Genomic DNA, 23092 nt, shown 5'->3' with positions numbered 1-23092 from the left:
ACAGTTACACATGAACAATAGCATCGCTATTTAAAGAAGTTGTTTCTAAGTCTTGTTGCTTAATCAAGCTTAATAAATTCGCTTATTGTTGTTGATCTGTCTAAAGAGTGCATAAATAGTTCAATTGATTCTACTTCGGGCCACAAGCCAGACTCATCTGATGTGATAAAAATATGATCAAAGAGGTAGGTGTTATCGTTTTTTTGTATCAGTGCGCTTACTTTAAATGGTTCGGTTTGCACAAGCTTTACGGGAAGTTGCTTTTGTGAGACAAGCCTCAGCCAATAAGTGTTTGAATCATTTTCGCAGGGTTTTGTTTTTACACCAAAGGCATAGTGCTTTTCAAAGAAGGACAGGTCTTCTGTTTTCTTACCTTCTTCGTACATAAGCCAATAGATGTTTACTGGTTTTTTAGGATCTAACCATCCCTTTTCGTTAAAATTGGCTTCGTATATTACTGTATTGGTGTTTGTTGAGCGCTGAATATAAAAAAGCAGCTCAGGTTTCTTTTCTGGAATCGGGTAGCTTGTAACAGCTTTGAAATTCAGGATTAGTAATAATTGAATGAAAAGTATTTTCATCTATATAAATTCATTTTCAATCGTTGGATGCCTGCCCGATGCACGGGGGCAACTCTTAAGAAAAACTGTCCTCCAAACCAATTCCGGAGCGGGCTATCCTCTTGTGAGGGAAATTGGATGCCGTTTCTTTATGCTCCACCTTATGTAATGCACGCCAATTTAATATATCACACAATCAATTGCAAATAGTATATAAAGGTATAACGTTGATATCCATCTAAAAAACACCGGTGTCACAGAACCTGTTTATACCAGTCAGTTCCTTATTTATCTTTGTATAGACTTGGGAGATAAAAAGAAGTGCCTACTTCTGGATATTTCAACCTTAGTAGTTTCTCCGGATTGGGGGTGGTAGTATTCGTATAAAAGGGGATGTCCAAAATTAACATTTGCTCATCGAGCGGAGTCGAGATGAAATGTAATTGAAGTTAATTATCAGTTAATCATCAATTCGACTCCGCTCAGTGAGCGGCTTCTTTAGGTGTTTTTGTACAGCCTCTTGTGGGCATTGATTATATTATGACCGATTGTTTAAGCTAATTACAATTATCTACTGACCTTTTTTAATGTTATCATCATAATAGTTGCTTAATGATTTGTAGAAGCTGTAACAAAGCACAATCAATAATAGTGCAAATGGTAAACCGGTTAATATTGAAGCTGTTTGTAAGGCTGTTAAACCTCCGCCAATTAATAAAATGCCAGCTACCAGGCCTTCCATTGAAGCCCAGAATATCTTCTGACCAACAGGAGCGTCGTGTCGGCCTCCCGATGTTAGTGTATCTACTACCATAGAGCCCGAATCAGATGATGTTACAAAGAAACTAGCCACCAATATCACGGCTAAAAGCGACGATAAAAAGGCAAGAGGATATTGTTCGAGTAGCTTATAAATGGCTGTTGCAACATTGTCATTAACGGCGTTGGTAATGGCTGTGTTGCCTATTAATTCCTGGTATAGTGCACTGCCTCCAAATACCGACATCCAGATAAAAGTTAATAGTGTGGGAACCAGTAATACACCAAGAATGAATTCTTTTATTGTTCGTCCTCTGGAGATGCGAGCAATAAAGATACCAACAAATGGAGACCATGAAATCCACCAGGCCCAATAAAATACAGTCCATGAGTTTTGCCAGTGCTTGGTTTCATTAACACCTTTGTATGACTCGGTCCAGAAGCTGAGTTCAAAAAATTCATTGAGGTAATGGCCTAAGTTTTGAACAAACGATTTAGCTAAGAATACAGTGGGGCCAACTAATAATAGAAATATCAATAAAATCAGGGCAAAACGCATGTTCCACTCGCTGAGGCGGCGTATGCCTTTATCAAGGCCAAGTATCAATGATAAGGTTGCTATGCCTGTTATCACAATTATCAGTATAATTTGAACTGTTGTGTTGAGCTCGAAATTAAATAGGTAGCTTAAGCCTGCATTAACTTGTTGCACGCCAAAGCCAAGAGAGGTAGCCAAACCAAAAATAGTGGCTATAACTGATATAATATCAATGGCGTCGCCAATAGGACCATATATTTTATCACCCAATAAAGGATGGAAAATAGAGCGAATGGTCAATGGAAGCTTTCGGTTAAATGTGAAAAAGGCCAGGGCTAATCCAACAATTGCATAAACTGCCCAAGCGTGAACGCCCCAATGCAGAAAAGTAATGCCCATTGCGGATTTGGCTGCTTCTATCTTGTCAGTATTGTCGGTTAAAGGATTACTATTATAGTGAAAAATAGGTTCGGCCACACTCCAAAATAATAAGCCAATTCCCATTCCGGCACTAAAAAGCATGGCAAACCAACCTTTTTTCGAGAATTCAGGTCTTGCATCTTTACCGCCTAAGCGAATCTTACCAAATTTGCTGAAACCTAAAAACAGTGCAAATAGCAGCATTACATTAACCATCAGGATGAAAAACCATCCTGTTTTGTTGGAAACAGTTGATTGTATTTGCGAAAAATACTTTTCCATAGGTTTTCCAACAATAAGGGTTGTAATTACCAGTATTGAAATAACTAATAAGGAGGTTATAAAAACCGGTCCATTTGCTTTAATACCTAAAAAAGTTCGCTTGTCGCTTCTTTTGTATTTCTGTTCCATAATATCTTACTAAAAATAATAACCGATGTTAACGTTAAAACGCAGGTGCCAATCTGCATTTGCTGTTCCTTCTGCAAATGCATTGGTCCATTCAGGTCCTAGCCAGGCATGATTTTTACCCCATGCAGCATCTATATAAGTGTAGATTGGTCCAGCTGCGATCAGGCAACCTAGAACATTCATATACGAGTCGTGAAAATTATTATTCGACTTATTAAACCATGAGAAATCGTTGTAAAGCATGAGGTAATCAATTGCTTCATGCTTGCATGGTAGCGTATACGAAGCTCCGGCACTTACTATTTGCCCTTTAGCCGCAACTTGGTATGGCGCACCATAGGCTGCCATTTCAATAACATCTTTGTATTGCGTTGAATCGTTTGGATTTTTATTAAAAGTTAGTGCCTGAAGCTTGAGCCCTAACTTCTTTCCACTGTAGCGATACCCGATTGCAAAAGCCGAGTGATCGCCAATTTTGTTTGTCACAATATTGTATAAACCGCCATACATGGCCGATAAAATTATACTGGATGAATTGTTGGACCCAAAGTTATAGGCCAGTTTAACATTAGCCTGATTTACCTCTTTGTTTCGCCCCGAAACGTCGTATGAATAGCGATTGGCTGAAATAGCAGAGGTATTGCCAAAGTTTAATTCTTCAGCATTTTTGTAGAATGCAACTTGTAACTGCAGGCGTGTATACGTCTTCATCCATTTTATACCCATGTCGTGGTCGTCCTCCAGTCCAACGTAATATGGCAGATTAAAGAACCAACTGTTAGAATTGTAAGGCTGTAAACCAAACGGCACCTGGTTGAGTCCAAGCTGCCAGGTACTGTTATTATCGGTGTTGTATTCTATCCAGCCTTGTTTTAACATGCCGCCTCCAAAACTATTCGAATAGAAACGATATTCGGCATTGAAACCTATCTTTTTATAACTACCGGTAGCATTGATTCGGAATACATCATAGCCAAAATCACCTCCTCTTTTTGTCTGTTCATCTTTCCAATCGGAGAGGTTGTAGTTAAAACGTAAAGCTCCGCCTATATTCACTTTAGGTTTTTCGTCGGACTGAGAAAGAGCTACAAGGTGACTACTTGTTAGAAATGAAGCAATAAAGATCCATTTTTTGATTCGCATACTATTAATTCTTTGTTCAAATTGTTACTCCCTCTTGGATGTTATTCCTAGCTGAAAGGTTTCAAAAACAGCTTGAAACCAGATAACCTCAATAATGGATGTGTAGATTTTTTCGAGGTCGCAAAGGTATATTTTATGGTGTGAAATAACAAATTTGTTCTATGCGAACTATCTTTAATTGCCTTTATTCTAGAGTATATCTAGCCAATAGTCGGCACCGGTCATAATTAGTTCAATCGATACAGTTCCTAATAGCATGGCTATAACTCGGCCGGCAATATCAATGTATTGCTCTATGAGTTCTTCTTTTTTAGTTTGTATTCTGTCGTGTATTATTTTAAGCAATGCAATTATAGAAATACACAATAAAACAGCACAGCCAATTGCAGCCAGTGCCAGATAGTTGTTCAATTGTTCGCCTATTAGTACGCTGTAGCTAATGGTGCCAGGGCCTATAAAGATGGGCATGGCAATGGCACCTGCCACATGTTTTGATTCGCCTCGGAGCGATTCGATGGACGAATTGCCTTTAAATACAAATTGAATACCTGTTAGTAGAAAAATAATTCCACCAAAAATCTGAAAGGAGGCTAAGCGGGCATTAAAAACACTATTAAATATGCTATCACCTAAAATAGCAAAGCACGAAAAGGTTACGAAACTTATTAACCCAGCTCGGATGAGTATTTTAATGAACACGTACATCGATTTGCTTTTAACAATGTCGATGAGGTAAACAATTAATAAAAAAGGGTTAAGTAGAATAAGTAAAAGTGTAATAGAACGAATGAAATCTGACATACATATTAATTTTTCACGCGTTTTTCAATGTATTTTGAGTTGATAATGCGCAAGACTCCCATGTAATCCATCTTAAATTCTATCAAATCGCCAACTTTATAGTTATTTGGGTTGTTTTTGAGGTCAACAACAAGCATGTCTGAGCTTGCGCCTACAAAGCTGATGGCTTGATCAACAGGTGTAATGTGTTTTTCATCCACATCTAATAGCCCTAAATCGAGTATGCCTCTAATGGATGTTTGTCCGACTTGTTTATTGTCAAATTCCTTCTCTTCACCTTCTACATTTACGCCCATCTCACCCATTGGGACCAATGGTTTTTCACTTAACTCAATGATTTCAGAGTATAGTCGAAACACATCTGGCTTCATGTTTTTGTAGGTTGTGTTATTGTATACATCGGTGCCAAGAAATAGCGTTTCACCCACCCGGAAGTGGTTAATTCCTTTCGGCAGTAGACTCTGAAAAATCAAAGGAATGGTAACTGATGAACCACCCGAAACAAACTCAATTTGTTTGTTGAATCGAGCCTCAATTAATTGTTCGTATAAGCATAATTGAATGAGTTTATCGTGGTTAGGAAGTACGCCGTATAAACAAGAGAGGTTGGTGCCAATGCCTACTACTTCAATGTTTTTTAATCTAAAAACCTGCTTGTAAAACTGCATAAACTTATCGCCCATCACTCCTTCTCGTAATTCGCCAAGTTCAATCATTATAATCACCTGGTGAACCTTATTTTGTTTAATAGCTTCTTCAGATAATAGCTGAATCGTATTAATTTCGGTGTTGAGACTAACGTCGGCATACTTTACAATACTGGGTATCGATCTTTTGGCAGGTGGCTTTATGTAAGTGGTTTTAACTTTGGGATTGAGCTGTTTGATTGTTTTTAGGTTGGAGATGCGGGAATCACAGAAATCGGTGATGCCAAGATCCATTAGTACTTTCAGGTAATCTTTGTTACCGCAAAGTAGTTTTGAAACAACCGACCACTGAATGTCGTTGCTTTTAAAGATTTTGTTAAGGTAATTAAAGTTACTCTTTAACTTTTCTTTGTTTAATGTGATAAATGCCATCGCTGCTATTATTTATTTACATTATTGGAGTAACGCATTTCTGCATACTTCGTTTTAAAGCCAATGCGTTCATATAATTTTTTTGCAGGATTGTCATATTCGACGTGTAATTTGACATCGCCATGGCAATGGGCAAAGGCTTCTTCTATTATTTGCTGACCAAAACCTCGTCCTCTGTATGTTTTATCAACAGCAACGTACACTAAAATGTGGTCGGGTATATAACCGCTCATGCCCGTGTGGTTAATGACTAGTGCACCAACAAGTTCGTTATTGAAAAAAGCCGCCAGCGCAAATCCGCCTTCACTTTTTTCTGATGAGAAGGCATAGTTGAGGCATTTGTTTATGTCTTCTTTAGGGTCGCCATATTCGCCCAGGTGAGTAAAAAGAAAATCAACATATTCATTTCTGCTGACTTCAATAAAATCTTTGTCACTATTGAATTTTTTAATTTCTAACATCATCGATTTAAATTTATGCTGTTCTTGTTCTTTGTTTTTGTTCTTCTGCTTTGCAGTTAAATTGTGCCACCTTGTCAGGTTATGTACATCGTTCATAATGTGATTGATTTGCGTGATAATTAACCTTAATAATAGGTCAAATCCGTCTTTTGCCAATTAGAAATGAGGTGCTCGATGGCGTAGGTCACTGCCGAAACACTTATGCCAACAATGTTAGCATCAAGTCCCCATATTATTGAAACGTCTAATAAGATGAGACATAGTGTTGTAAAACCACCTGAAATCATAGCGATAAGCGCCGCATTGGGGTTGGGTTTTTTAAGAAATAGGGCTGCTAATACAGGTATGATCATACCGGATACCATAAAGGAATAAGAGTGGAGCATAAGCTCAAGCACACTGGTTACTTTTAGGGCGATAAATAAGGCTAAAACGCCTATTATTAATGTAATGAGTTGCGAGTATCGTAAGTTGTACTTTGACTTGTGTAGTTTAAATACATCGGTCAATACATTACCAGAAGCGGCCATGAGGCAGCTGTCGGCTGTTGACATGATGGCCGAAAAGTAGGCCGAAAGGACGATGCCCATAAAGCCAACCGGTAATATGGTTCGCAGTAAAACGGGCAAGCCCATTTCAGCATCCAGAGTGGATAAAGTATAATCCGTCAGAAGTCCATTCTCCAGGGCCACGCGAGCAAACATTCCCAGGCTTACTCCAAGGAAAGCCATTAATGGATATTCAAACAAACCAGCGATTAACCAGCCTCGTTGAGCTGTTTTGGTATCTTTAGCGGCATAAATGCGCTGATACAAGGTCATGCCAATAAACCAGATGGGGACAATCGTAAACATCCAGTTAACGATTTGTGACCAGGAGACAGCTGTCAGGCTTAGGAAATCGGGCTTTAAGGTTTTCTGAATCGTTTCTATGCCACCCACCTTGAAATAGGCAAAAGGTAAGGCAACGAATAATAAGCCGCCCATTAAGATAATCCACTGAATGGTATCGGTGTAGATGACCGCCTTAAGTCCGCCCAGTACTGTATAGACAACTGCAATGGTTCCCATAACGATTAGCGCTATTTCAATTGATAGTTCAGGAAAAGTAGAAGCTGCCAGCTTAGCACCGGCCAGTATTTGCGAAGAGGTAAAGCCGATGTAACCAATCGCTGAGATGATACCGGCAAATAAGGCCACGCGTTTACCGTAAACGCCACCCAGAAATTGGGGGAATGTTAAGAGTTTTTGGGCTTTTCCTATTTTGGATACTTTCGGGATTAAGAAGACGGCGCTCAGCCAGGCGCCAATCAAGCCTGTGAAGAGTAACCAGCTACCGGATAGTCCCATGATAAAGCCCAGTCCTCCCAGTCCGATAGAAAAGCCGCCTCCTACATCGGTTGCTACAACTGAAAGGCCAATGTGGCCGGCTTTTAGTGTTCGTCCTCCAACATAATAATCATCGGGTGTTTTATTGCGCATCATAAAGAAGAAGCCCACACCTAGCATGGCAATCAGGTAGATGACAAAAATAAGTATATCAATAAAGTGCATGAAGTCTTTAATTAAGTTGTTATGGTCAGTCGAAAAAGAAATGGGGCAAAGGGCAGGTAAAAGCTCTGGATTGTAGTTGGTAGCCACGTTTGACTGTCGTTTTGGTTTGAGTGAAATTACAATCTGTTACTCGTCATATGCATCAGCAGGAAGACGGATAGTGAATACATAAAAGAACGTCCTGTCTGCTATTAGAAGGAACGATTGGCTTCTTCCCATGTAAGCAAGCTGTCGTTTGCCCCATTTAGAATTAAATCAGGTCAATGGCGAGCTCTAATTTTGTGCTACGCCCGGCATATCGTATATAGCCTTTGTTTATCAGTGAGTAGATTGTCTCTTTCCCTTTGTTATAAGAGAGGTTCGATTGCTTAATGATTTCTCCGTAAATGCATTGACCTTCTTCTTTTAATAGTAAAAGAATTTCCTTTTCTATTTCATTGTTGAGTGATGTGAGTTTGATAGATTTTACTTCTTTCATACTAACATTTTTCTAACTGATTATTATTTATTTCATTGTAGTGTTTGCAATTGTTCCAACCTTTTACTCCTCTATGGCAAAACACGTTTTTATAGATGAGCAAGGGTGGTTTTTCAATGGTTTTTTTACCGTTATATAATTCGCAGTTTTTTGTGTAAGGGCATTTTTTTGGGGGCATAAGTGAAGGTTTTTTCTATAGGTGTTTATAAAGAATGTTCATGCTTTCGATGCTACCGGCTATGTTGGTGTTTTTAATTAAAGTTCCGGCATACTGGTAGTTAGCTCGTAAGAATGTTTTATTCATCGGAAGAGAGTTGAGTCGGGCAATGGTATATAGAGAGGTAATGTTTTGCTTTAGCATTTCTGTCTCCATTGTTTGTAAAATATAGGTTGCCAGTCGGTTGCCTTGATGGGCTTTAAGGGTGGCAAAGTCAGTCATTTCGGCATTGCCACCTTTGCGATCAACTTCGGCAGCTGCCACAGCTACAATCTTTCCATTCTTTTCAGCGCCAAAGTAATGGATGTCGTTCTCCATCGATTCCTTTAAAAATGCCGGGTCGTGAATTGGGAAGGGGTAGGTTTCAAATATTTCATCGTATATATGGGCAATCTGATTGATATCGTGAATGCCCAGTGGCCTGATGTTATAGGAGGAGCTGGTTAATGTCTTGGCCTCTTTCTGCTGATAAAGCAGTTGGCCAAGCCCATTCAGTTTATCCTTTTCGATGTTTAGCAACCTGTCAGAGCTTAAAAATTTAGAGATGAAAAATACATCTTCCTCATCGTTATAGAACTGTGGGATGGCTGCCTCGAGGATAAAACCATTGGCATAAAACAATGGGGCTGCCCATTTAGGCACTTTGCAAAAAATCTTTGTATAGCCTTCTGCCCGAGCCATTTTTGTTAACTCAACAGGCATTGTTGTAGCGTCGCGTTTATTTAGCTTCATTAAATAAACACGATCGTTGTGTTTGCCATGTTGTATCAAAGAACCGTTTCCAATACTTTCTACTACATCACTTACTATCGTCTCTTCTTTGTAAACGTTCATTATTTTCAGGTATTAAAGAAATTACATCTGACGAATCAGATAAAAGCTTTTCAATTCCAATGGCTTTTGATTCATCCCGTTCACTGATGTTCAGTTCCAGGGTGCAATCATCGCATTGGTGGTCGCACAATTTATGCTCGTAGTTGTCGGGTTCTTTATAGGTTGTTATAACGCCTTCATAATTACGAAGGACAACTTTATTCGTAGACCAGGAGATTATATAGTTAGGCATCACAGGTATTTTTCCACCCCCACCTGGCGCATCAATCACGTATGTTGGGCGGGCAAAGCCACTGGTGTGACCTATAAGGCTCTCCATTATCTCAATGCCTTTGCCGATAGGTGTTCTGAAATGAGATAGTCCTTCAGATAAATCGCATTGATACAAATAGTAGGGGCGTACCCGGTTTTGTACCAATTTGTGCAATAGTTTTTTCATGATTCTGGGACAATCATTCACGCCTGCTAATAACACCGATTGATTACCCAATGGGAAACCGCCATCGGCCAGCTTTGCCAGTGCTTCTTTGGCTGAACTGGTGATTTCATTAGGGTGGTTAAAATGGGTATTGATCCACAGCGGCTGGTGTTTTTTTAATAGCGATACTAGGTTATCGGTGATGCGATATGGTAACACAACCGGAATTCTTGTTCCTATACGAATAATTTCGATGTGTTTAATGCTCCGGAGTTCTGTAAGTAGCCAGTCTATCTTTTCATCGGGCAGCATTAATGGATCGCCACCGGATAATAAAACATCCCGCACTTGCGGATTTTGCCTGATGTATTCAATGCCTTTTAGTAATTGTTCTTTAGAGGGCACGAAATCAGTATCTCCGACCTTACGTTTGCGTGTGCAATGGCGGCAATACATAGCGCACATATTGCTCACATGAAACAGAACTCTGTCGGGGTAGCGATGGGTGATGCCTTCGATGGGGCTGTCTTTATCCTCCGAAAGCGGATCGGACATTTCTGATTTTAATACAGATAATTCATCAGTACCACCAAAGGCCTGCTTGAAAACAGGGTCGTTATGGTAATTATTTTGGTCAATTAATGAAAGGTAATAGGGGGTAATAGACAGGGGGAATTTTTGAAAGGTTTTTTTTAGTGCTTCGCGTTCCTTTCTTTCGAATTGTATGCCTGTCAGGTGTTCGAAGGTTTCTAGATTGCGAATGGTGTTTTTGAGTTGCCACTTCCAGTTTTTCCATCTGGACGCTTCGCAGGTGTTTTCAATTTTGTTTTCGATCTCTTGCTGAATCTCATTATAAATCATCTAATCGTTAAATTGTTTCTATGCGAACAAAATTAGATAAAATACAATAAATATCCTAATCACGGCATCTTGTGTGTCATGATTGTTCCTATGAAAATAAGGTCTGGATTACTTATTCAACTTCCGAATCTAAGTCTCCTTGTTGTTCATTATCAATCTTTAACATGATGATTGGAGAGGCGTCTACTTGTTCGATGTCCAATAGAGCCACCAAAGACTCCAGGCCATTTTCTAATTTTGATAATTCAGTGCTGTCTAATTTATCTAAACGTTCTGATAATTGTTCGTGTAGCAATGGTGGAATGGTTTTTAGTAATTCATCACCAGCTGAAGTTAAAACAATATTTGCAACACGTTTATCCCCGGCCTTTGGCAATCGGGCCAGATATCCTTTTTTCTCCAGGCGGTTAATAATGCCGCTAACGGTGCTGGAGTTGAGATTGACATATTTGCGTATTTCTCCTTGCGTAGCTTGATAGTTTGGTGATTCTCGCAGATAGCTAAGGCAAAGTACCTGAGGTATGCTAACACCATATTCTTTTTGGATTTTCTTAGATTCTATGTCTATTGATCGAACGATCTTTCTGATTTTGATTAATATTTCTTGTGTATCCATTAGTTAATCTTTATTAATGCGCTATTATTCTTTATCAAAGCTATCTACAACAATCGCACCCATGGATGCCGGGAATGAGATGATTATTACTCTTTTTAGAGCAATGTACATATCTGAAAGTATCGGAAATTTATTGAGTGCAAATAATACAATTATGACAACACAAAAAGTAACGAAATAATCAAATAAAACCCTAAAGATATAGGTTCGTATTCGGTTTTTTACTTTACCCTGGTAGATGCCGCGAAAAGCATATATGCTAATAAAACTTAGGCTTAAAATGATGACGACAACTAAGTTAATAGCTGGTAAGGTTCTGCTCATATTCCATGCTTCTTCGGTAAAAGCAATTGGGACAGATAGAACTGATGAGCCAATGATTAGTTGGCTTAAATCTTCCAGGTCAAGTTTTTTAATCATTTAACAAATGTACTGAATTAAGCTATTAATCAAACATCAGATACCAGGTCAGGGAAAAGTAGTTAACACTCGTTGGCTTAATATTTTTATTTTTGTAATGAGCATGTGCTCTGACCAAATATAAAATCATCGACCTATGAAAGTAGTTGCGTTTAACGGAAGTCCTAAAAAGGAAGGCAATACTTACCATGCCTTGAAAATCGTATGTGAGCAGTTGGAGAAACAAGGTATTGAAGTGGAGATTGTTCACTTGGGCAATAAGGGCATTAAAGGTTGCCTCGCTTGCGGAAAATGCCGTGAGAACAAAGATGAGCGATGCATTATTAAAACGGATGGTGTTAATGACTGGATTCAGTTGATGAAAAAAGCTGATGGTGTGATCTTTGGTTCGCCGGTGCATTATGCGGCTTTAAGTGCTAATATCAAGGCATTTCTCGACCGGGCTTTTTATGTGTCTGGCTCCAATGGTAACCTGTTCCGCCATAAGGTTGGGGCTAGTATAGCTGCGGTGCGCCGTTCGGGTGGTTTGCCTACCTTCAATGAGATGAATAACTTTTTGAACTACGCTGAAATGTTTATCCCAACCTCTAATTATTGGAATGTGATACATGGTGCGGCACCCGGCGAGGTGATGCAAGATGAAGAAGGAGTGCAGATTATGCGTGTATTGGGCAGAAATATGGCCTATCTTCTTCAACTTATTGAAGCAGGGATAGGTAGCGTGGAAGCTCCTGCGCAGGAAGAGAAGGTGTATACTAATTTTGTGAGGTAAATCCGGACTAGTCAGCAGTGATGAAAGTTATTTGTTGTCGTGAATGGTAGTGGTTTCTTTGTAGTTATAACCCCTTGAAAGACTATCGGTTTGCATTAATAAGTAGGACGATTATCGCTAATCATACTTACGACTGATAATATTGACCCGGAAGCTTTATCTGCTGCTTTCGGGTTTTTTTGTATTGTTCATTCGATGCTTAGGTTGGAAAATAAGCCAATTATCGTATTTCATTCATTCCCTCTTTTGCTTGTTTTATGTGTGGTTAATGATGTTTTATTTTCTTAAATAATCAATTGGTACTATTTAGATTAATATAATCGTTTTCTAAAGAATGAAAAGTGGGACAACTTTTAAAGAATATAGCTGTTATAAACAATAACTTTCTCAACTGTATTTAATGGGGGTATATTGTTGTTGACTATTAGAAGTTATAAAAACTGTAGTATTGATGTTAATGATTTTTGTATAAATGAAAAAGATAATTCCATTATTAGGCATGTTGATGCTTGTACAGCATCTGGCATCGCAAAATTGGCAAACAGACTTTGCTACGGCACAGCAGCTGGCTGGAGAAAAGCAACAAGCAATTGTTTTGGTATTTCAAGGCTCGGACTGGTGTGCACCTTGTATGAAGCTTGAAAGAGAAATCTTTGATACAGATGAATTCAAGACTTATGCACAAAAACATTTGGTAATGCTAAAGGCTGACTTTCCGCGACGCAAAAAGAATAAACTTAGTAATGAACAAGAAGCTCATAATCGAAAGCTGGCTGAAAAATATAATACCGAGGGCTATTTCCCCTTAGTAGTTGTTATGGATAGCACCGGAAAAGTGTTAGGTAAGTTAGGTTATGAAAATGTAAGCGTAGCCAATTATATTAAAAAGATTGAGGGTATTATAAAGTGAACAAACAACTGTTATTTATTTTTTTAAGCTTCCTGTCAATTGGAGCTTTGGCCCAAAAGCCTTATAAGCGAACCCTGCTTTTGATGGGTAGTCGATTTGACATTACCGTGGTTGCCAATACCGAAGAAGAGGGAAGTGCTTATATACAGTTGGCCATCGATGAAATTAAACGTATCGAAGGACTGATATCATCGTGGGATGAGCATTCGCAAACGTCACTGATTAATGAAAAGGCAGGTGTTGAAGCGGTTATTGTTGAAGCTGAGTTGTTTGAGTTAATTCAGCGTGCAGTCCGTTTATCAGCTCTGACTGATGGGGCATTTGATATATCCTATGCATCCATGGATCGTATCTGGAAGTTTGATGGAAGCATGACAAACATGCCATCTGATGCTGATGTAAAAGCCTCGGTTGCAAAAGTTGGGTTTCAAAATATTGTGTTGGATGCACAAAAGCATACTGTCTATCTGGCAAAGAAGGGAATGAAGATAGGTTTTGGAGCTATAGGGAAAGGTTATGCCGCCGATAAGGCAAAGGCACTCCTCATGTCAAAGGGTGTTCAGGCAGGTATAATTAATGCTTCGGGCGATATGAATAGTTGGGGCCAACAACCTGATGGGCAGGAATGGAAGGTGGCGATTGTTAATCCAATGGATAAGCATAAAACATTTGCCCTGTTGCCCATAAAAGACGGAGCCGTTGTTACCTCGGGCGATTATGAAAAGTATGTTGAGTTTGGTGGCGAACGCTACTCTCATATTATTGATCCACGAACAGGCTACCCTTCCAAAGGTATTGTTAGCGCTACGGTTTTTGCGCCATCCGCCGAGCTGGCCGATGCTTTAGCTACATCACTTTTTGTGATGGGTATAGAGGCTGGTATTGATATGATTAACCAGTTGCCGAAAGTAGATTGTATTATTGTTGATGATAAAGGATTGGTGCATCAATCAGATAATATCTTAATTGAAAATATGAATAAGCAGTAATCTAATAGTGATAGAGATGAAGAAAATAATAGTGATGTGTATTGGCATAATAACCATAGCTTCGCTTGGTTCTTGTGTGGCTGTAAAAGGTTATGAGCAAGTTAACCTTAATGATCCTGACATGGCTTTGGCTGATAAGAAAGCGCGTCAAAACATTAAAACCTTCCATGCCTACAGGGAAGCTGCAGCCGGAGCCAATGGAGGCAAGACTGGTGGTGGTTGCGGATGTAATTAATAGTAAAGTAAGAAGGAAGAAATGATTAGATATATCGTATTAATTTTATTGTGTTTTTCTATTGCTGGAATGTCGATTGCCCAGCAAACTGATTCAACTAAGGTTTATAAGAAAAGGGTGTTGGAACAGACGGAAATTGATTTTGTAGGAAGTTATTATACTCAGGATGGTGATAATGCTGCAGTAACAGGAGGCAGGGGAACGGAGGAGTTGATAAATGAAACAGCAACCGTTGTGATTGCTATACCTCTCAATGAAGACGATGTTTTAACTATTAATGCGGGCATCTCGGCTTATACGTCAGCATCTTCAGGAAATATCGATCCTTTTTCAAGTCGTCCGGCCGACCCATTTGTGCAGGCTTCTGGTGCTTCGGGAAGTGATGTTTGGAAGGGGATAGGAACGACATATTCTCATAGTTCCGATGACCGAAACCGTATTTGGACAGCGAACCTGTCTTTGGCCTCAGAGTACGATTATTTTTCTTTTGGCTTTGGAGCCAGTTATACAATGTTGTTTAATGAGAAAAATACAGAATTAACCGTAAAAGGGAATGTTTTTCTTGATAAATGGGATGAGTTGTATCCATCGGAATTACGTCCGTTTAAAGATGGTGGTTTGGGCTTGGAAGATCCTTTATTTACCGAAAACGAGATAACAGGTAATGAGAACTATTCACCTCAGTTTAACGAGTTGGATGAAACGGCTCGTAACTCTTATGCTGTGGGCTTAAATTTTTCACAAATACTAAGTAAGCGACTGCAAGGCTCCATTGCAATAGATTTGGTACAGCAGAGTGGTCTGCTGTCAACACCGTTTCAACGGGTTTATTTTAGTGATTTTGATGCGTCGTATATCGATAACTTTCACCTGGCTGATGATATTGAGCGCTTGCCAGACACGCGTTTGAAGCTGGCCATTGGTGGACGACTAAATTACTACATCAATGAAGTTTTTGTGTTGCGTACTTTTTATCGTTACTATTATGACGACTGGGGTGTTAATTCGAATACTTTTAATGTAGAGTTGCCGATAAAGGTAAGTCCCAAGTTCACTTTATACCCAATGTATCGCTATTACGATCAATCGGCTATTGATTATTTTGCTCCATATAACCAGCATTTATCAACGGATAGGTACTATACTTCCGATTACGATATGTCTAATTATACTGCCGATCAATATGGATTTGGTGTTACTTATACCGATGTTTTTACGAAGATGCACATTGGTAGTTGGCACGTTAAAAGTATTGATTTAACCTGTAATAAATATGATAGGAGCACCGGACTGGATGCCTTGATAATAACGGGAGGATTAAGTATCGTTATCGATAAGTAAAATGAAACGGTATGTTACAAATAGAATTCATCCGGCGGTACAATTGTGACTGCCGGATTTGTTTTACAATACAGCTACTTTAATCACAATCTTCTCAACAACCGATGGTGCATCAATGCTGATGCAAGGAGCATGAAGGTCTTCGGGGTATAAAATACAACCCATTCCTGCAGTTAATCGAAAATTGGAGTAGTCGGCTACTTTTGAAAAATGCAGGTCTTTGTCTGAGTCATAGTCACCTTCTTTCACCATTCTGCTTGTAGGAGCCACCAATATTTGCTCAACGCCTTTGTGGATGTATTGAATGTCAATGTACTTCTTGTGGCCTTCCATCTTAGCTTCTGAGATAGCCTTGGTTTCATAGGTTTGGAAGATAGCAAAAACCTGTCGGCCATCAATTTCTACCTCAAGAGGTTTATTGATGCTTACTTCTTTAAAAATTTCCTCAAGATTGGTGTTGTTAAGGTAGTTAAGTGCTTTTTGAAAATGCTCAGAGCTCTGTTTGTATAGAGTTGCTAATGTGCCAGTTATTGCCATTATAATTATTTTAAGGTTGTTACCAAAGATAGTGTATTTTCGAATTAGTTTAAGAGTTTGTTGTATTTGGATGAAGGAGTAAACTATAGATTTCCGTGTTTTAAAGGCAAAGTATATTTTACAAGCTGTGAATTCTTCTTCGCCTTTTTCAAGGGGGAGTACCTTGAAGCAGGAAAGGGGAGGGGTAATATTAGGAATTATTCAGTTAACTATTAAATGCAAAGGGCTGGACAATTATATCCCAGCCCTCAACAGGTTTAGTTGTGCAAATACTAAGTAATAACATTGCGAAGCAATGTGGAAAGTATACAGATTTTGGTTTATTGACAATGAATGTATTTTAATACCAATTCCCTAATTTCATCATTTTTGCCATACAGGCGTTCGCTGAGGTTTTTATCTTCAAAACCTTTTAGTTTTTCAATGGTATGGTTGATAACACGCTCAGGGAAAATGCCATTGTTTTCGAATAGTTCACGTTTGCTCTCTAGTCGCTCAGCCGATTCGTAGCAAGATGTTGGTAATTGCTCTAGTCCACCTTCCGGCATTTGATGAAAGATATTGCCATTTACATATAGCTTTTCAGCTCTATCTAATGCATCAGGCATGTTAATACCATGCTCAGCTGCTGTTATTAATCCGGCAATGGTTAAATGAATATTGGCAGAACCATCTGGAGCGCGGAACTCAACAGTCTGCTTGCTGTCGGTTGGTGCAGGCGTAATGTTAATGCCAGGGTTAGCATCAAAAATCATGTTTTCAACACCACCAGTCCAGCCAAGAGGTACGCGAACCAAAGCCGAACGGTTGCGGTCGCCCCAGCAAATATTGGTCGGAGCTTCCTGATGAGGTACAAGGCGTAGGTATGAAGTAGGAATGGTATTTCCAAAGGCAGTTAAGGCATCTGCCATATCTAGTATGCCGGCAACCACTTTCTTAGCAGTGTCGCTTAGTCCATTATCGCCCAGCATTATATTTTTGCCATCTTTCTCGACTAACATGTGGAAGTGAAGACCACTACCAGCTTTTCCAACAGTGATTTTAGGAGCAAAACTGATTTCAACATTCAGCTTTTCTGCTAACATGCGCAATACCCATTTGGCAATTAGCATTTGATCAGCAGCAAACTCTGGGTCGGTTGGTAAAAATTCTATCTCGTGCTGCTCGTAAGCTTCGTTACCGGCTGTAAAAGTGCCAACTTCAGCGTGACCGTATTTTATTTGACCACCGCACTGCGCAATTAACTTTAGTGCTTCTTTGCGCATGGCTTCAAATTTGGCAAAGGGCTCTGATTCGTGGTAACCTTTTTGGTCAGATGCCGGGAAATTACTTGAGCGCTCGCTATTAACATAGTACTCCAATTCACCTAAAAACTTCATACTCTTGCCTGTTGATGACATAAAGTGCTTGTGTGCTTTTCGTAAGATGTTTTCAGGAGCCGATTCCAATGCCTGCCCTTTGTGATCGTAGAAGGAGCAAAGGATTTCCAAAGAAGGCACTTCCGAGAAAGGATTTAAGAATGCTGTTCTGTAGCGAGGGACAACATACAAATCGCTGCTTCCTGCTTCCATAAAAGAAAACAAGCTGGAGCCATCAACACGTTCGCCTGCTGATAAAATAGCATCTAAATGTTCAAGGCTGGAAGCAACAAAGTTTAGGCTTTTTAAGCGGCCATCTTCAGCAACGTATCTGAAATTAAGCATTCTGATTTCGTTGGCTTCCATATATTTAATGATATCCTCTTTTGTGAAATCAGATGCTGGTTTCTGCAAATATTTCACCAATGGATTGGGATTTAAAGTAACAGATAAGTTCATGGTTGTTTCTTAAATTTTTGACAATTGCAAGATGCATAGAGAAAAATAGTAAATGGATGATGAAAGTCATTAAATTCGAAAAATGGATATGTTTTAAAGCATGAGGATGGGGTTTTGGTATAGAAAAGTGAAAAAAAGACCTTAAAAAAATAAAATGAATGGGGTAGCGTGAGTAATAGTAGTAATGTGTGGTTTGGTTTATTATCGATTTTATAAGTCTGTTTGTTGAAAAAGTACGGAGCTATGGTGTGATTTTTGTATGTTTATCGGGCAAAAAAACAGAATATGCGACTAAGGTTAGTGATACTGCTTTTATTGGGCTTGAATATTCACACAATTGGACAAGAGACAAGTGAGTTTGGTGGCTTAAATGCTGATATGTTGAAAAGTGACCTCTCATCTATTTCAGATACCTTACCAATAGCTGACTTTAGTATGAATGTTGGAGTGAGTGCTTTTTCCGATTTTGGGAATATGTATGGTTTTAATACTTACCTGGCACCGCAATGGTCCTTAATGCCATTAAAAAAGTTTCAGGTAGATGTGTTGCCTTATGTGAGTCGCACTAATTACTATAACGTGCCTGTGTGGGGAGTAGTTGATGCTACCAAGCTAACGCTGGACGAATCAATGTTGCAGTTTGGCGTTTATGCCCAAGGCACTTACTTAATAAATGACAAGTGGTATGCAGGCGCGGCTGTTTTTCTGGATACAACAATGCCTGAAAATGAGAACTCTCAATTTAAGGGTCTGAGTAATTATGGAGCATCAACTTATGTCGGCTATAAATTCTCCGATAACTTTAGTGCAGAAGTCTCTTTTGGAGTGAGTAAATATCCGACTTTCTATAATCCATCACCTGGTTTCACGCCATTGATGCACCCGCGTAATCCATATAACCGCTTCTAAGGTTTTGACAAATCGTCGAACTACCGAATTGACAAACTGTTGAGTTGTTTATTTTTTGAATTGGTAAACTGATTTGATAGTTCTATAGATATTAATCGAATCTTTTACGATTTAATCCTTAATCCACCTGTAAATGTCCAACTCTTAAAGCACACGCGTTTGTCCTTTTCGAATTAAATTGATATATTCAACTGACTCAAATTTAATCACGTACATCCTAAAATCTGTGCTATGCTAAATATTGCTCTTTTTGGCCCACCGGGTGCTGGTAAAGGCACTCAATCAGAATTTCTACTTAAAAAATACAACCTGTTTTATATTTCAACCGGCGATATTTTGCGTAAAGAGTTGGCTGAAGAAACGAAACTGGGATTACAGGCCAAGAGTATTATAGCGCAAGGAGGTCTGGTATCGGATGAGATTATTGTGCAGATTATTGAAAAAACCATTAAAAACAATCCTGATGCAAATGGTTTCCTGTTTGATGGTTTTCCACGTACGTATGTTCAAGCCTATATTCTTGAAGGATTGATGATTAAGTTGCGCACTAAGCTGGATTTGTTGATAAGTGTTGAAGTACCCGAGGAAGAATCCGTTCAGCGCTTATTGTTAAGAGGGGAGACTTCAGGGCGATTAGATGACAATGAAGAGGTAATACGGAACCGTTTACGAGAATACGATGAGAAAACTAAGCCTGTGCTCGACTTTTATAAAGAGCAAGGTAATTACGTAGCTGTTAATGGTGTACAGAAGATTAAAAAAGTAACATCAGATATCCGGAAGGTAGTTAATAAAGTACTTGCTAAAAAACAGGTGAACATTGTGTTGTTCGGCTCGCCGGGGTCGGGACGAGGTTCGCTAGGGAAAGCCATTGCTGAAAAATACAAGCTGGAGTTTGTGTCAACCGGCGATATGATTGACGAAGAAATAAAGAACGGAACACCGCTGGGCGTGAAAGTGAAGGAGTTGTATGAGAATGGGCAGTTGGTGCCTGATGAAATGGTTATTCAATTGATTGAAAAGAAGATTGAGCAATCGAAGAAAGCAAAGGGCTTTATTTTCAAAGGCTATCCACGTACGTTGGTGCAGTCTTATATTCTGGATGGGATTCTGCAGAAGCATGATTCCATTATCAATAAAATTATGGAATTAAAAGTGGATACGCTGGAATTAATTCGACGACTGGATAACCGTAGTAAAACAGATGCCTGCATGCCTTACGATACGAGCACAGAGAAAATAGTTAAGCGGCTGCAGGAGCATCAGGACAAGACTATGCCAGTGATTGATAAATACAGGGAAATACATCATGTGGCTGAGATTGATGGCACTGCTTCGTTCGATGAAGTGATGGAGCGGGTGTCAAAAGAAATAGAGAGTAGTTTTAAATCTCTCGACTAATGCACAGTTAAGTATTTGTTAGCTTGAAAGGGATAATAAAAAAGCGCAAAGCTGTTGGAATTCCATCCATGCTTTGCGCTCTTTTGTTGATTAACCTGAGTTTGTCGTAAAATTAAAATCGAACTCGGGTTATTAGTCTGCTCTATTATAATTCAATAATCTGATCCTTTTTAGTCTGTGCATCAACAACTGTAATAGCTGCCATATCTACAATTTCGCGGACCGAGCTCTGCTGTTGCAGTACATGAATTGGTTTTCGGATACCCAATAAAATAGGGCCGATAATTTCTACCTGGCCTAACTCATGCATCATTTTGTAGGCAATATTACCCGAACTCAAACTTGGGAAAATAATGGTATTAACATCTTTGTCACCCAATTTTGAGAAGGGGAAGCGTTTGGAGCGTAGTTCGGCATTAAAAGCATAATTGGCCTGCATTTCTCCATCGACCAGCAAGCTTGGATAATTGTCGTGTAGATATTTTACAGCTTCACGCACTCGCTTTGGACTACCATCGCGTGTGGATCCAAAGTTGGAGTAGGACACCATCGCAACCACGGGATCGATGTTGAACTTCTTCACCTCATTAACAGTCAGAAGTGTAGTATCAGCTAATGTGCGGAACGATGGCTCATAATTAACTGTTGTATCAGCAAAGAAGAAGGGCCCTTTTTTGGTCATCACAATGTACATGCCTGCTATGTGATTCAGTGTGTTATTGGTGCCGGATATCTGCAAAGCCGGACGAATGGTGTCAGCATATTTGTTAGAAAATCCACCTAGAAAACCATCAGCCTCGCCTGTTTCCACCATCATTACTCCAAAGTAATTTTGGTCTAACATCTGATAGAGTGCTTCTTCTTTATTTAATCCTTTGCGTTGTCGTTTTTGATATAATATTTCTGCATATTCAGCGCGTTTTTTAGCGGCTTTCTTAGATTTGTTGTCGATGATTTGCAGATCCAACACATTGAGGTTGTTTTTATTGGCTATTTCTTCAATTTTTTGTTTATCACCCAGTAAAATTGGCTCGGCAATATTTTGAGAGCGCACAACTTCAATGGCTTTTAAGACTTTAAAAGAATCGGCATCAGAAAAAACAATGCGTTTCTTGTCCGATTTAGCACGGGTTCTGATATCGCGTACCAGTTTATTGTAAATGCCCATTCGCTTCATCAGATCAATCTTATATTGATCCCAATCAATAATATCGAGCCGCGCTACACCTGTTTCCATGGCTGCTTTAGCTACGGCTGGTGCCACCTCGGTAATCAATCTTGGATCAAGAGGTTTGGGGATAATGTATTCTTTGCCAAAGATGAGGTTTTGACTTTTGTAAGCAGCATTTACCTGGTCGGGCACTTCTTTTTTAGCTAATTCGGCCAAGGCATAAACAGCCGCTTTTTTCATCTCTTCATTAATGGCCCTGGCTCTCACATCTAAAGCTCCTCTGAAAATAAAGGGAAAGCCCAGTACATTATTGACCTGGTTAGGATAATCGGAGCGGCCAGTCGCCACAATTACATCAGGACGCGCTGCGATGGCATCTTCGTAACTTATCTCAGGGATGGGATTAGCTAGAGCAAATACAATCGGATTATCAGCCATTGTTTGCACCATTTCTTTCGAAAGGATATTGCCTTTAGACAAACCAAGGAACATATCGGCTCCTTTAATAACATCTTCTAAATTTGACAATTTGCTATCTTGTGCGAAGTCAACTTTATACTTATTCAGGTCGGTACGGTGCGTTGTCATCAAACCTTTGCTATCCAGCATCCACACATTTTTGCGTTTAACACCCAGGCTGATGTAGAGTCGAGAACACATAATAGCAGATGCACCTGCCCCGTTAACCACCACTTTAATGTCCTCAATTTTTTTGCCTGCCACTTCAATGGCATTTAATAAACCGGCGGCAGAAATGATCGCAGTTCCGTGTTGATCATCGTGAAAAACCGGAATGTCCAGCTCTTTCTGCAGGCGTGTTTCTATTTCAAAGCACTCTGGTGCTTTAATGTCTTCCAGGTTGATGCCGCCAAATGTTGGCGCAATGGCTTTAACGACTTTTACCATGTCATCAATTCCTTTTTCATCGACTTCAATGTCGAATACATCTACATCGGCAAAAACTTTAAAAAGTAATCCTTTGCCCTCCATAACAGGTTTGCCTGCTGTGGCACCAATATCACCCAGACCCAGTACGGCTGTTCCGTTGGATATAACGCCAACGAGGTTGCCTTTGGCGGTATAGCGATAGGCATCATCGGGGTTTAATTCAATTTCTTTACAAGGTTCTGCAACCCCAGGTGAATAAGCAAGAGATAAATCAAGTTGCGAGCTATAGGGTTTGGTTGGTACGACTTCAATTTTCCCCGGTCTGCCATTTTCATGGTATTGAAGGGCATCTTGTTTGTTGGTGGACATGATCTAGTTTTTTGATGAATGTGTTAAAAGCTCAAAATTATTTGAAAAGATTAAGGTTAACATTGATAAATATGCAGATATTTATATGTTTTGTATCACTCTTCCATAAAAGAAAGTTACTTAAAGGAAATAGTAAAATCCAATTAAGTATTGTTTTTAAGGGGATTGCAGGTCAGTCTTTTGT

General features: G+C 39.4%; 22 protein-coding genes. 7 read left to right on the top strand and 15 right to left on the bottom strand.

Annotated features, from left to right (window positions below; all coding sequences use genetic code 11):
• Window positions 1–59: 59 nt before the first annotated feature.
• The 12 genes from J1N10_RS09060 to J1N10_RS09005 all read right to left on the bottom strand — a co-directional run bounded on the left by J1N10_RS09060 (window position 60) and on the right by J1N10_RS09005 (window position 11569).
• Window positions 60–581, bottom strand: a complete 522-nt coding sequence (locus tag J1N10_RS09060) for a DUF4833 domain-containing protein (protein WP_262326376.1) — start codon at window positions 579–581, stop codon at window positions 60–62.
• 550 nt (window positions 582–1131) lie between these two features.
• Window positions 1132–2688, bottom strand: coding sequence for a BCCT family transporter (locus J1N10_RS09055; protein ID WP_262326375.1), 1557 nt, complete (start codon window positions 2686–2688; stop codon window positions 1132–1134).
• Between the two features lie 9 nt (window positions 2689–2697).
• Complete coding sequence (locus J1N10_RS09050) at window positions 2698–3831, bottom strand: hypothetical protein (RefSeq protein WP_262326374.1); 1134 nt, start codon at window positions 3829–3831, stop codon at window positions 2698–2700.
• A gap of 189 nt (window positions 3832–4020) precedes the next feature.
• Window positions 4021–4632: a MarC family protein gene (locus J1N10_RS09045; protein WP_262326373.1), complete on the bottom strand. Its 612-nt coding sequence runs from the start codon at window positions 4630–4632 to the stop codon at window positions 4021–4023.
• Between the two features lie 5 nt (window positions 4633–4637).
• Entirely contained in the window at window positions 4638–5711 is a 1074-nt protein-coding gene (locus J1N10_RS09040; RefSeq protein ID WP_262326372.1) for an alanine/ornithine racemase family PLP-dependent enzyme, read from the bottom strand.
• A gap of 8 nt (window positions 5712–5719) precedes the next feature.
• Window positions 5720–6268, bottom strand: a complete 549-nt coding sequence (locus J1N10_RS09035) for a GNAT family N-acetyltransferase (RefSeq protein ID WP_262326371.1) — start codon at window positions 6266–6268, stop codon at window positions 5720–5722.
• A 29-nt stretch (window positions 6269–6297) separates the two neighbouring features.
• Complete coding sequence (locus J1N10_RS09030; RefSeq protein ID WP_262326370.1) at window positions 6298–7725, bottom strand: sodium:solute symporter family protein; 1428 nt, start codon at window positions 7723–7725, stop codon at window positions 6298–6300.
• 250 nt (window positions 7726–7975) lie between these two features.
• The gene (locus J1N10_RS09025; RefSeq protein WP_262326369.1) at window positions 7976–8203 is read right to left on the bottom strand and encodes a hypothetical protein; all 228 of its coding nucleotides are present in this window, start codon (window positions 8201–8203) and stop codon (window positions 7976–7978) included.
• 193 nt (window positions 8204–8396) lie between these two features.
• The gene (gene ablB / locus J1N10_RS09020) at window positions 8397–9254 is read right to left on the bottom strand and encodes a putative beta-lysine N-acetyltransferase (RefSeq protein WP_262326368.1); all 858 of its coding nucleotides are present in this window, start codon (window positions 9252–9254) and stop codon (window positions 8397–8399) included.
• Window positions 9220–10533: a lysine 2,3-aminomutase gene (gene kamA, locus J1N10_RS09015; RefSeq protein WP_262326367.1), complete on the bottom strand. Its 1314-nt coding sequence runs from the start codon at window positions 10531–10533 to the stop codon at window positions 9220–9222. Before kamA ends, ablB begins: the two co-directional genes overlap by 35 nt.
• A gap of 112 nt (window positions 10534–10645) precedes the next feature.
• The gene (locus J1N10_RS09010; protein WP_262326366.1) at window positions 10646–11149 is read right to left on the bottom strand and encodes a MarR family winged helix-turn-helix transcriptional regulator; all 504 of its coding nucleotides are present in this window, start codon (window positions 11147–11149) and stop codon (window positions 10646–10648) included.
• Between the two features lie 24 nt (window positions 11150–11173).
• Window positions 11174–11569 carry a DUF2391 family protein gene (locus tag J1N10_RS09005; RefSeq protein ID WP_262326365.1) on the bottom strand — a complete coding sequence of 132 codons (396 nt, stop codon included), beginning with the start codon at window positions 11567–11569 and terminating at the stop codon, window positions 11174–11176.
• A 136-nt stretch (window positions 11570–11705) separates the two neighbouring features.
• On the opposite strand from J1N10_RS09005, the gene J1N10_RS09000 reads away from it, so the two are divergent.
• From J1N10_RS09000 to J1N10_RS08980, 5 genes are all read left to right on the top strand, one after another.
• Window positions 11706–12341, top strand: coding sequence for a flavodoxin family protein (locus J1N10_RS09000; protein WP_262326364.1), 636 nt, complete (start codon window positions 11706–11708; stop codon window positions 12339–12341).
• Between the two features lie 472 nt (window positions 12342–12813).
• Window positions 12814–13251 carry a thioredoxin family protein gene (locus tag J1N10_RS08995; RefSeq protein WP_262326363.1) on the top strand — a complete coding sequence of 146 codons (438 nt, stop codon included), beginning with the start codon at window positions 12814–12816 and terminating at the stop codon, window positions 13249–13251.
• A gap of 83 nt (window positions 13252–13334) precedes the next feature.
• Window positions 13335–14240: an FAD:protein FMN transferase gene (locus tag J1N10_RS08990; protein WP_262326362.1), complete on the top strand. Its 906-nt coding sequence runs from the start codon at window positions 13335–13337 to the stop codon at window positions 14238–14240.
• A gap of 16 nt (window positions 14241–14256) precedes the next feature.
• Entirely contained in the window at window positions 14257–14475 is a 219-nt protein-coding gene (locus tag J1N10_RS08985; protein ID WP_262326361.1) for a DUF4266 domain-containing protein, read from the top strand.
• A gap of 21 nt (window positions 14476–14496) precedes the next feature.
• Window positions 14497–15816 (top strand): DUF3570 domain-containing protein, encoded by a 1320-nt coding sequence (locus J1N10_RS08980; RefSeq protein ID WP_262326360.1) that lies wholly within the window; start codon window positions 14497–14499, stop codon window positions 15814–15816.
• Between the two features lie 63 nt (window positions 15817–15879).
• Here the strand turns inward: J1N10_RS08980 and J1N10_RS08975 are convergent, their stop codons facing one another.
• Both J1N10_RS08975 and J1N10_RS08970 read right to left on the bottom strand, forming a co-directional pair.
• Window positions 15880–16353, bottom strand: a complete 474-nt coding sequence (locus J1N10_RS08975) for a YhcH/YjgK/YiaL family protein (protein ID WP_262326359.1) — start codon at window positions 16351–16353, stop codon at window positions 15880–15882.
• Between the two features lie 320 nt (window positions 16354–16673).
• Window positions 16674–18170, bottom strand: a complete 1497-nt coding sequence (locus J1N10_RS08970; RefSeq protein ID WP_262326358.1) for a glutamine synthetase family protein — start codon at window positions 18168–18170, stop codon at window positions 16674–16676.
• A gap of 285 nt (window positions 18171–18455) precedes the next feature.
• Between J1N10_RS08970 and J1N10_RS08965 the strand changes: the two genes are divergently transcribed.
• Together J1N10_RS08965 and J1N10_RS08960 are read left to right on the top strand one after the other, a co-directional pair.
• On the top strand, window positions 18456–19079 hold the full coding sequence (locus J1N10_RS08965; protein WP_262326357.1) for a hypothetical protein: 624 nt from the start codon (window positions 18456–18458) through the stop codon (window positions 19077–19079).
• Window positions 19080–19310: 231 nt separating this feature from the next.
• Window positions 19311–20480 (top strand): adenylate kinase, encoded by a 1170-nt coding sequence (locus tag J1N10_RS08960; protein ID WP_262326356.1) that lies wholly within the window; start codon window positions 19311–19313, stop codon window positions 20478–20480.
• A 145-nt stretch (window positions 20481–20625) separates the two neighbouring features.
• Here the strand turns inward: J1N10_RS08960 and J1N10_RS21435 are convergent, their stop codons facing one another.
• The gene (locus J1N10_RS21435; protein ID WP_316044923.1) at window positions 20626–22908 is read right to left on the bottom strand and encodes an NADP-dependent malic enzyme; all 2283 of its coding nucleotides are present in this window, start codon (window positions 22906–22908) and stop codon (window positions 20626–20628) included.
• Window positions 22909–23092 lie beyond the last annotated feature (184 nt).

Origin of the sequence: Carboxylicivirga litoralis (genome assembly GCF_025499605.1) — a bacterium.
Lineage (GTDB): Bacteria > Bacteroidota > Bacteroidia > Bacteroidales > Marinilabiliaceae > Carboxylicivirga > Carboxylicivirga litoralis.
Note: the sequence above shows the minus strand (reverse complement) of the source record. Positions and strands in the feature narration are given on the sequence as shown.

Excerpts from the sequence above, each read along its gene's own strand:
- J1N10_RS09060 (WP_262326376.1), bottom strand. The coding sequence starts at position 581 with ATGAAAATACTTTTCATTCAATTATTACTAATCCTGAATTTCAAAGCT.
- J1N10_RS09055 (WP_262326375.1), bottom strand. The coding sequence starts at position 2,688 with ATGGAACAGAAATACAAAAGAAGCGACAAGCGAACTTTTTTAGGTATT.
- J1N10_RS09050 (WP_262326374.1), bottom strand. The coding sequence starts at position 3,831 with ATGCGAATCAAAAAATGGATCTTTATTGCTTCATTTCTAACAAGTAGT.
- J1N10_RS09045 (WP_262326373.1), bottom strand. The coding sequence starts at position 4,632 with ATGTCAGATTTCATTCGTTCTATTACACTTTTACTTATTCTACTTAAC.
- J1N10_RS09040 (WP_262326372.1), bottom strand. The coding sequence starts at position 5,711 with ATGGCATTTATCACATTAAACAAAGAAAAGTTAAAGAGTAACTTTAAT.
- J1N10_RS09035 (WP_262326371.1), bottom strand. The coding sequence starts at position 6,268 with ATGAACGATGTACATAACCTGACAAGGTGGCACAATTTAACTGCAAAG.
- J1N10_RS09030 (WP_262326370.1), bottom strand. The coding sequence starts at position 7,725 with ATGCACTTTATTGATATACTTATTTTTGTCATCTACCTGATTGCCATG.
- J1N10_RS09025 (WP_262326369.1), bottom strand. The coding sequence starts at position 8,203 with ATGAAAGAAGTAAAATCTATCAAACTCACATCACTCAACAATGAAATA.
- ablB (WP_262326368.1), bottom strand. The coding sequence starts at position 9,254 with ATGAACGTTTACAAAGAAGAGACGATAGTAAGTGATGTAGTAGAAAGT.
- kamA (WP_262326367.1), bottom strand. The coding sequence starts at position 10,533 with ATGATTTATAATGAGATTCAGCAAGAGATCGAAAACAAAATTGAAAAC.
- J1N10_RS09010 (WP_262326366.1), bottom strand. The coding sequence starts at position 11,149 with ATGGATACACAAGAAATATTAATCAAAATCAGAAAGATCGTTCGATCA.
- J1N10_RS09005 (WP_262326365.1), bottom strand. The coding sequence starts at position 11,569 with ATGATTAAAAAACTTGACCTGGAAGATTTAAGCCAACTAATCATTGGC.
- J1N10_RS09000 (WP_262326364.1), top strand. The coding sequence starts at position 11,706 with ATGAAAGTAGTTGCGTTTAACGGAAGTCCTAAAAAGGAAGGCAATACT.
- J1N10_RS08995 (WP_262326363.1), top strand. The coding sequence starts at position 12,814 with ATGAAAAAGATAATTCCATTATTAGGCATGTTGATGCTTGTACAGCAT.
- J1N10_RS08990 (WP_262326362.1), top strand. The coding sequence starts at position 13,335 with ATGGGTAGTCGATTTGACATTACCGTGGTTGCCAATACCGAAGAAGAG.
- J1N10_RS08985 (WP_262326361.1), top strand. The coding sequence starts at position 14,257 with ATGAAGAAAATAATAGTGATGTGTATTGGCATAATAACCATAGCTTCG.
- J1N10_RS08980 (WP_262326360.1), top strand. The coding sequence starts at position 14,497 with ATGATTAGATATATCGTATTAATTTTATTGTGTTTTTCTATTGCTGGA.
- J1N10_RS08975 (WP_262326359.1), bottom strand. The coding sequence starts at position 16,353 with ATGGCAATAACTGGCACATTAGCAACTCTATACAAACAGAGCTCTGAG.
- J1N10_RS08970 (WP_262326358.1), bottom strand. The coding sequence starts at position 18,170 with ATGAACTTATCTGTTACTTTAAATCCCAATCCATTGGTGAAATATTTG.
- J1N10_RS08965 (WP_262326357.1), top strand. The coding sequence starts at position 18,456 with ATGCGACTAAGGTTAGTGATACTGCTTTTATTGGGCTTGAATATTCAC.
- J1N10_RS08960 (WP_262326356.1), top strand. The coding sequence starts at position 19,311 with ATGCTAAATATTGCTCTTTTTGGCCCACCGGGTGCTGGTAAAGGCACT.
- J1N10_RS21435 (WP_316044923.1), bottom strand. The coding sequence starts at position 22,908 with ATGTCCACCAACAAACAAGATGCCCTTCAATACCATGAAAATGGCAGA.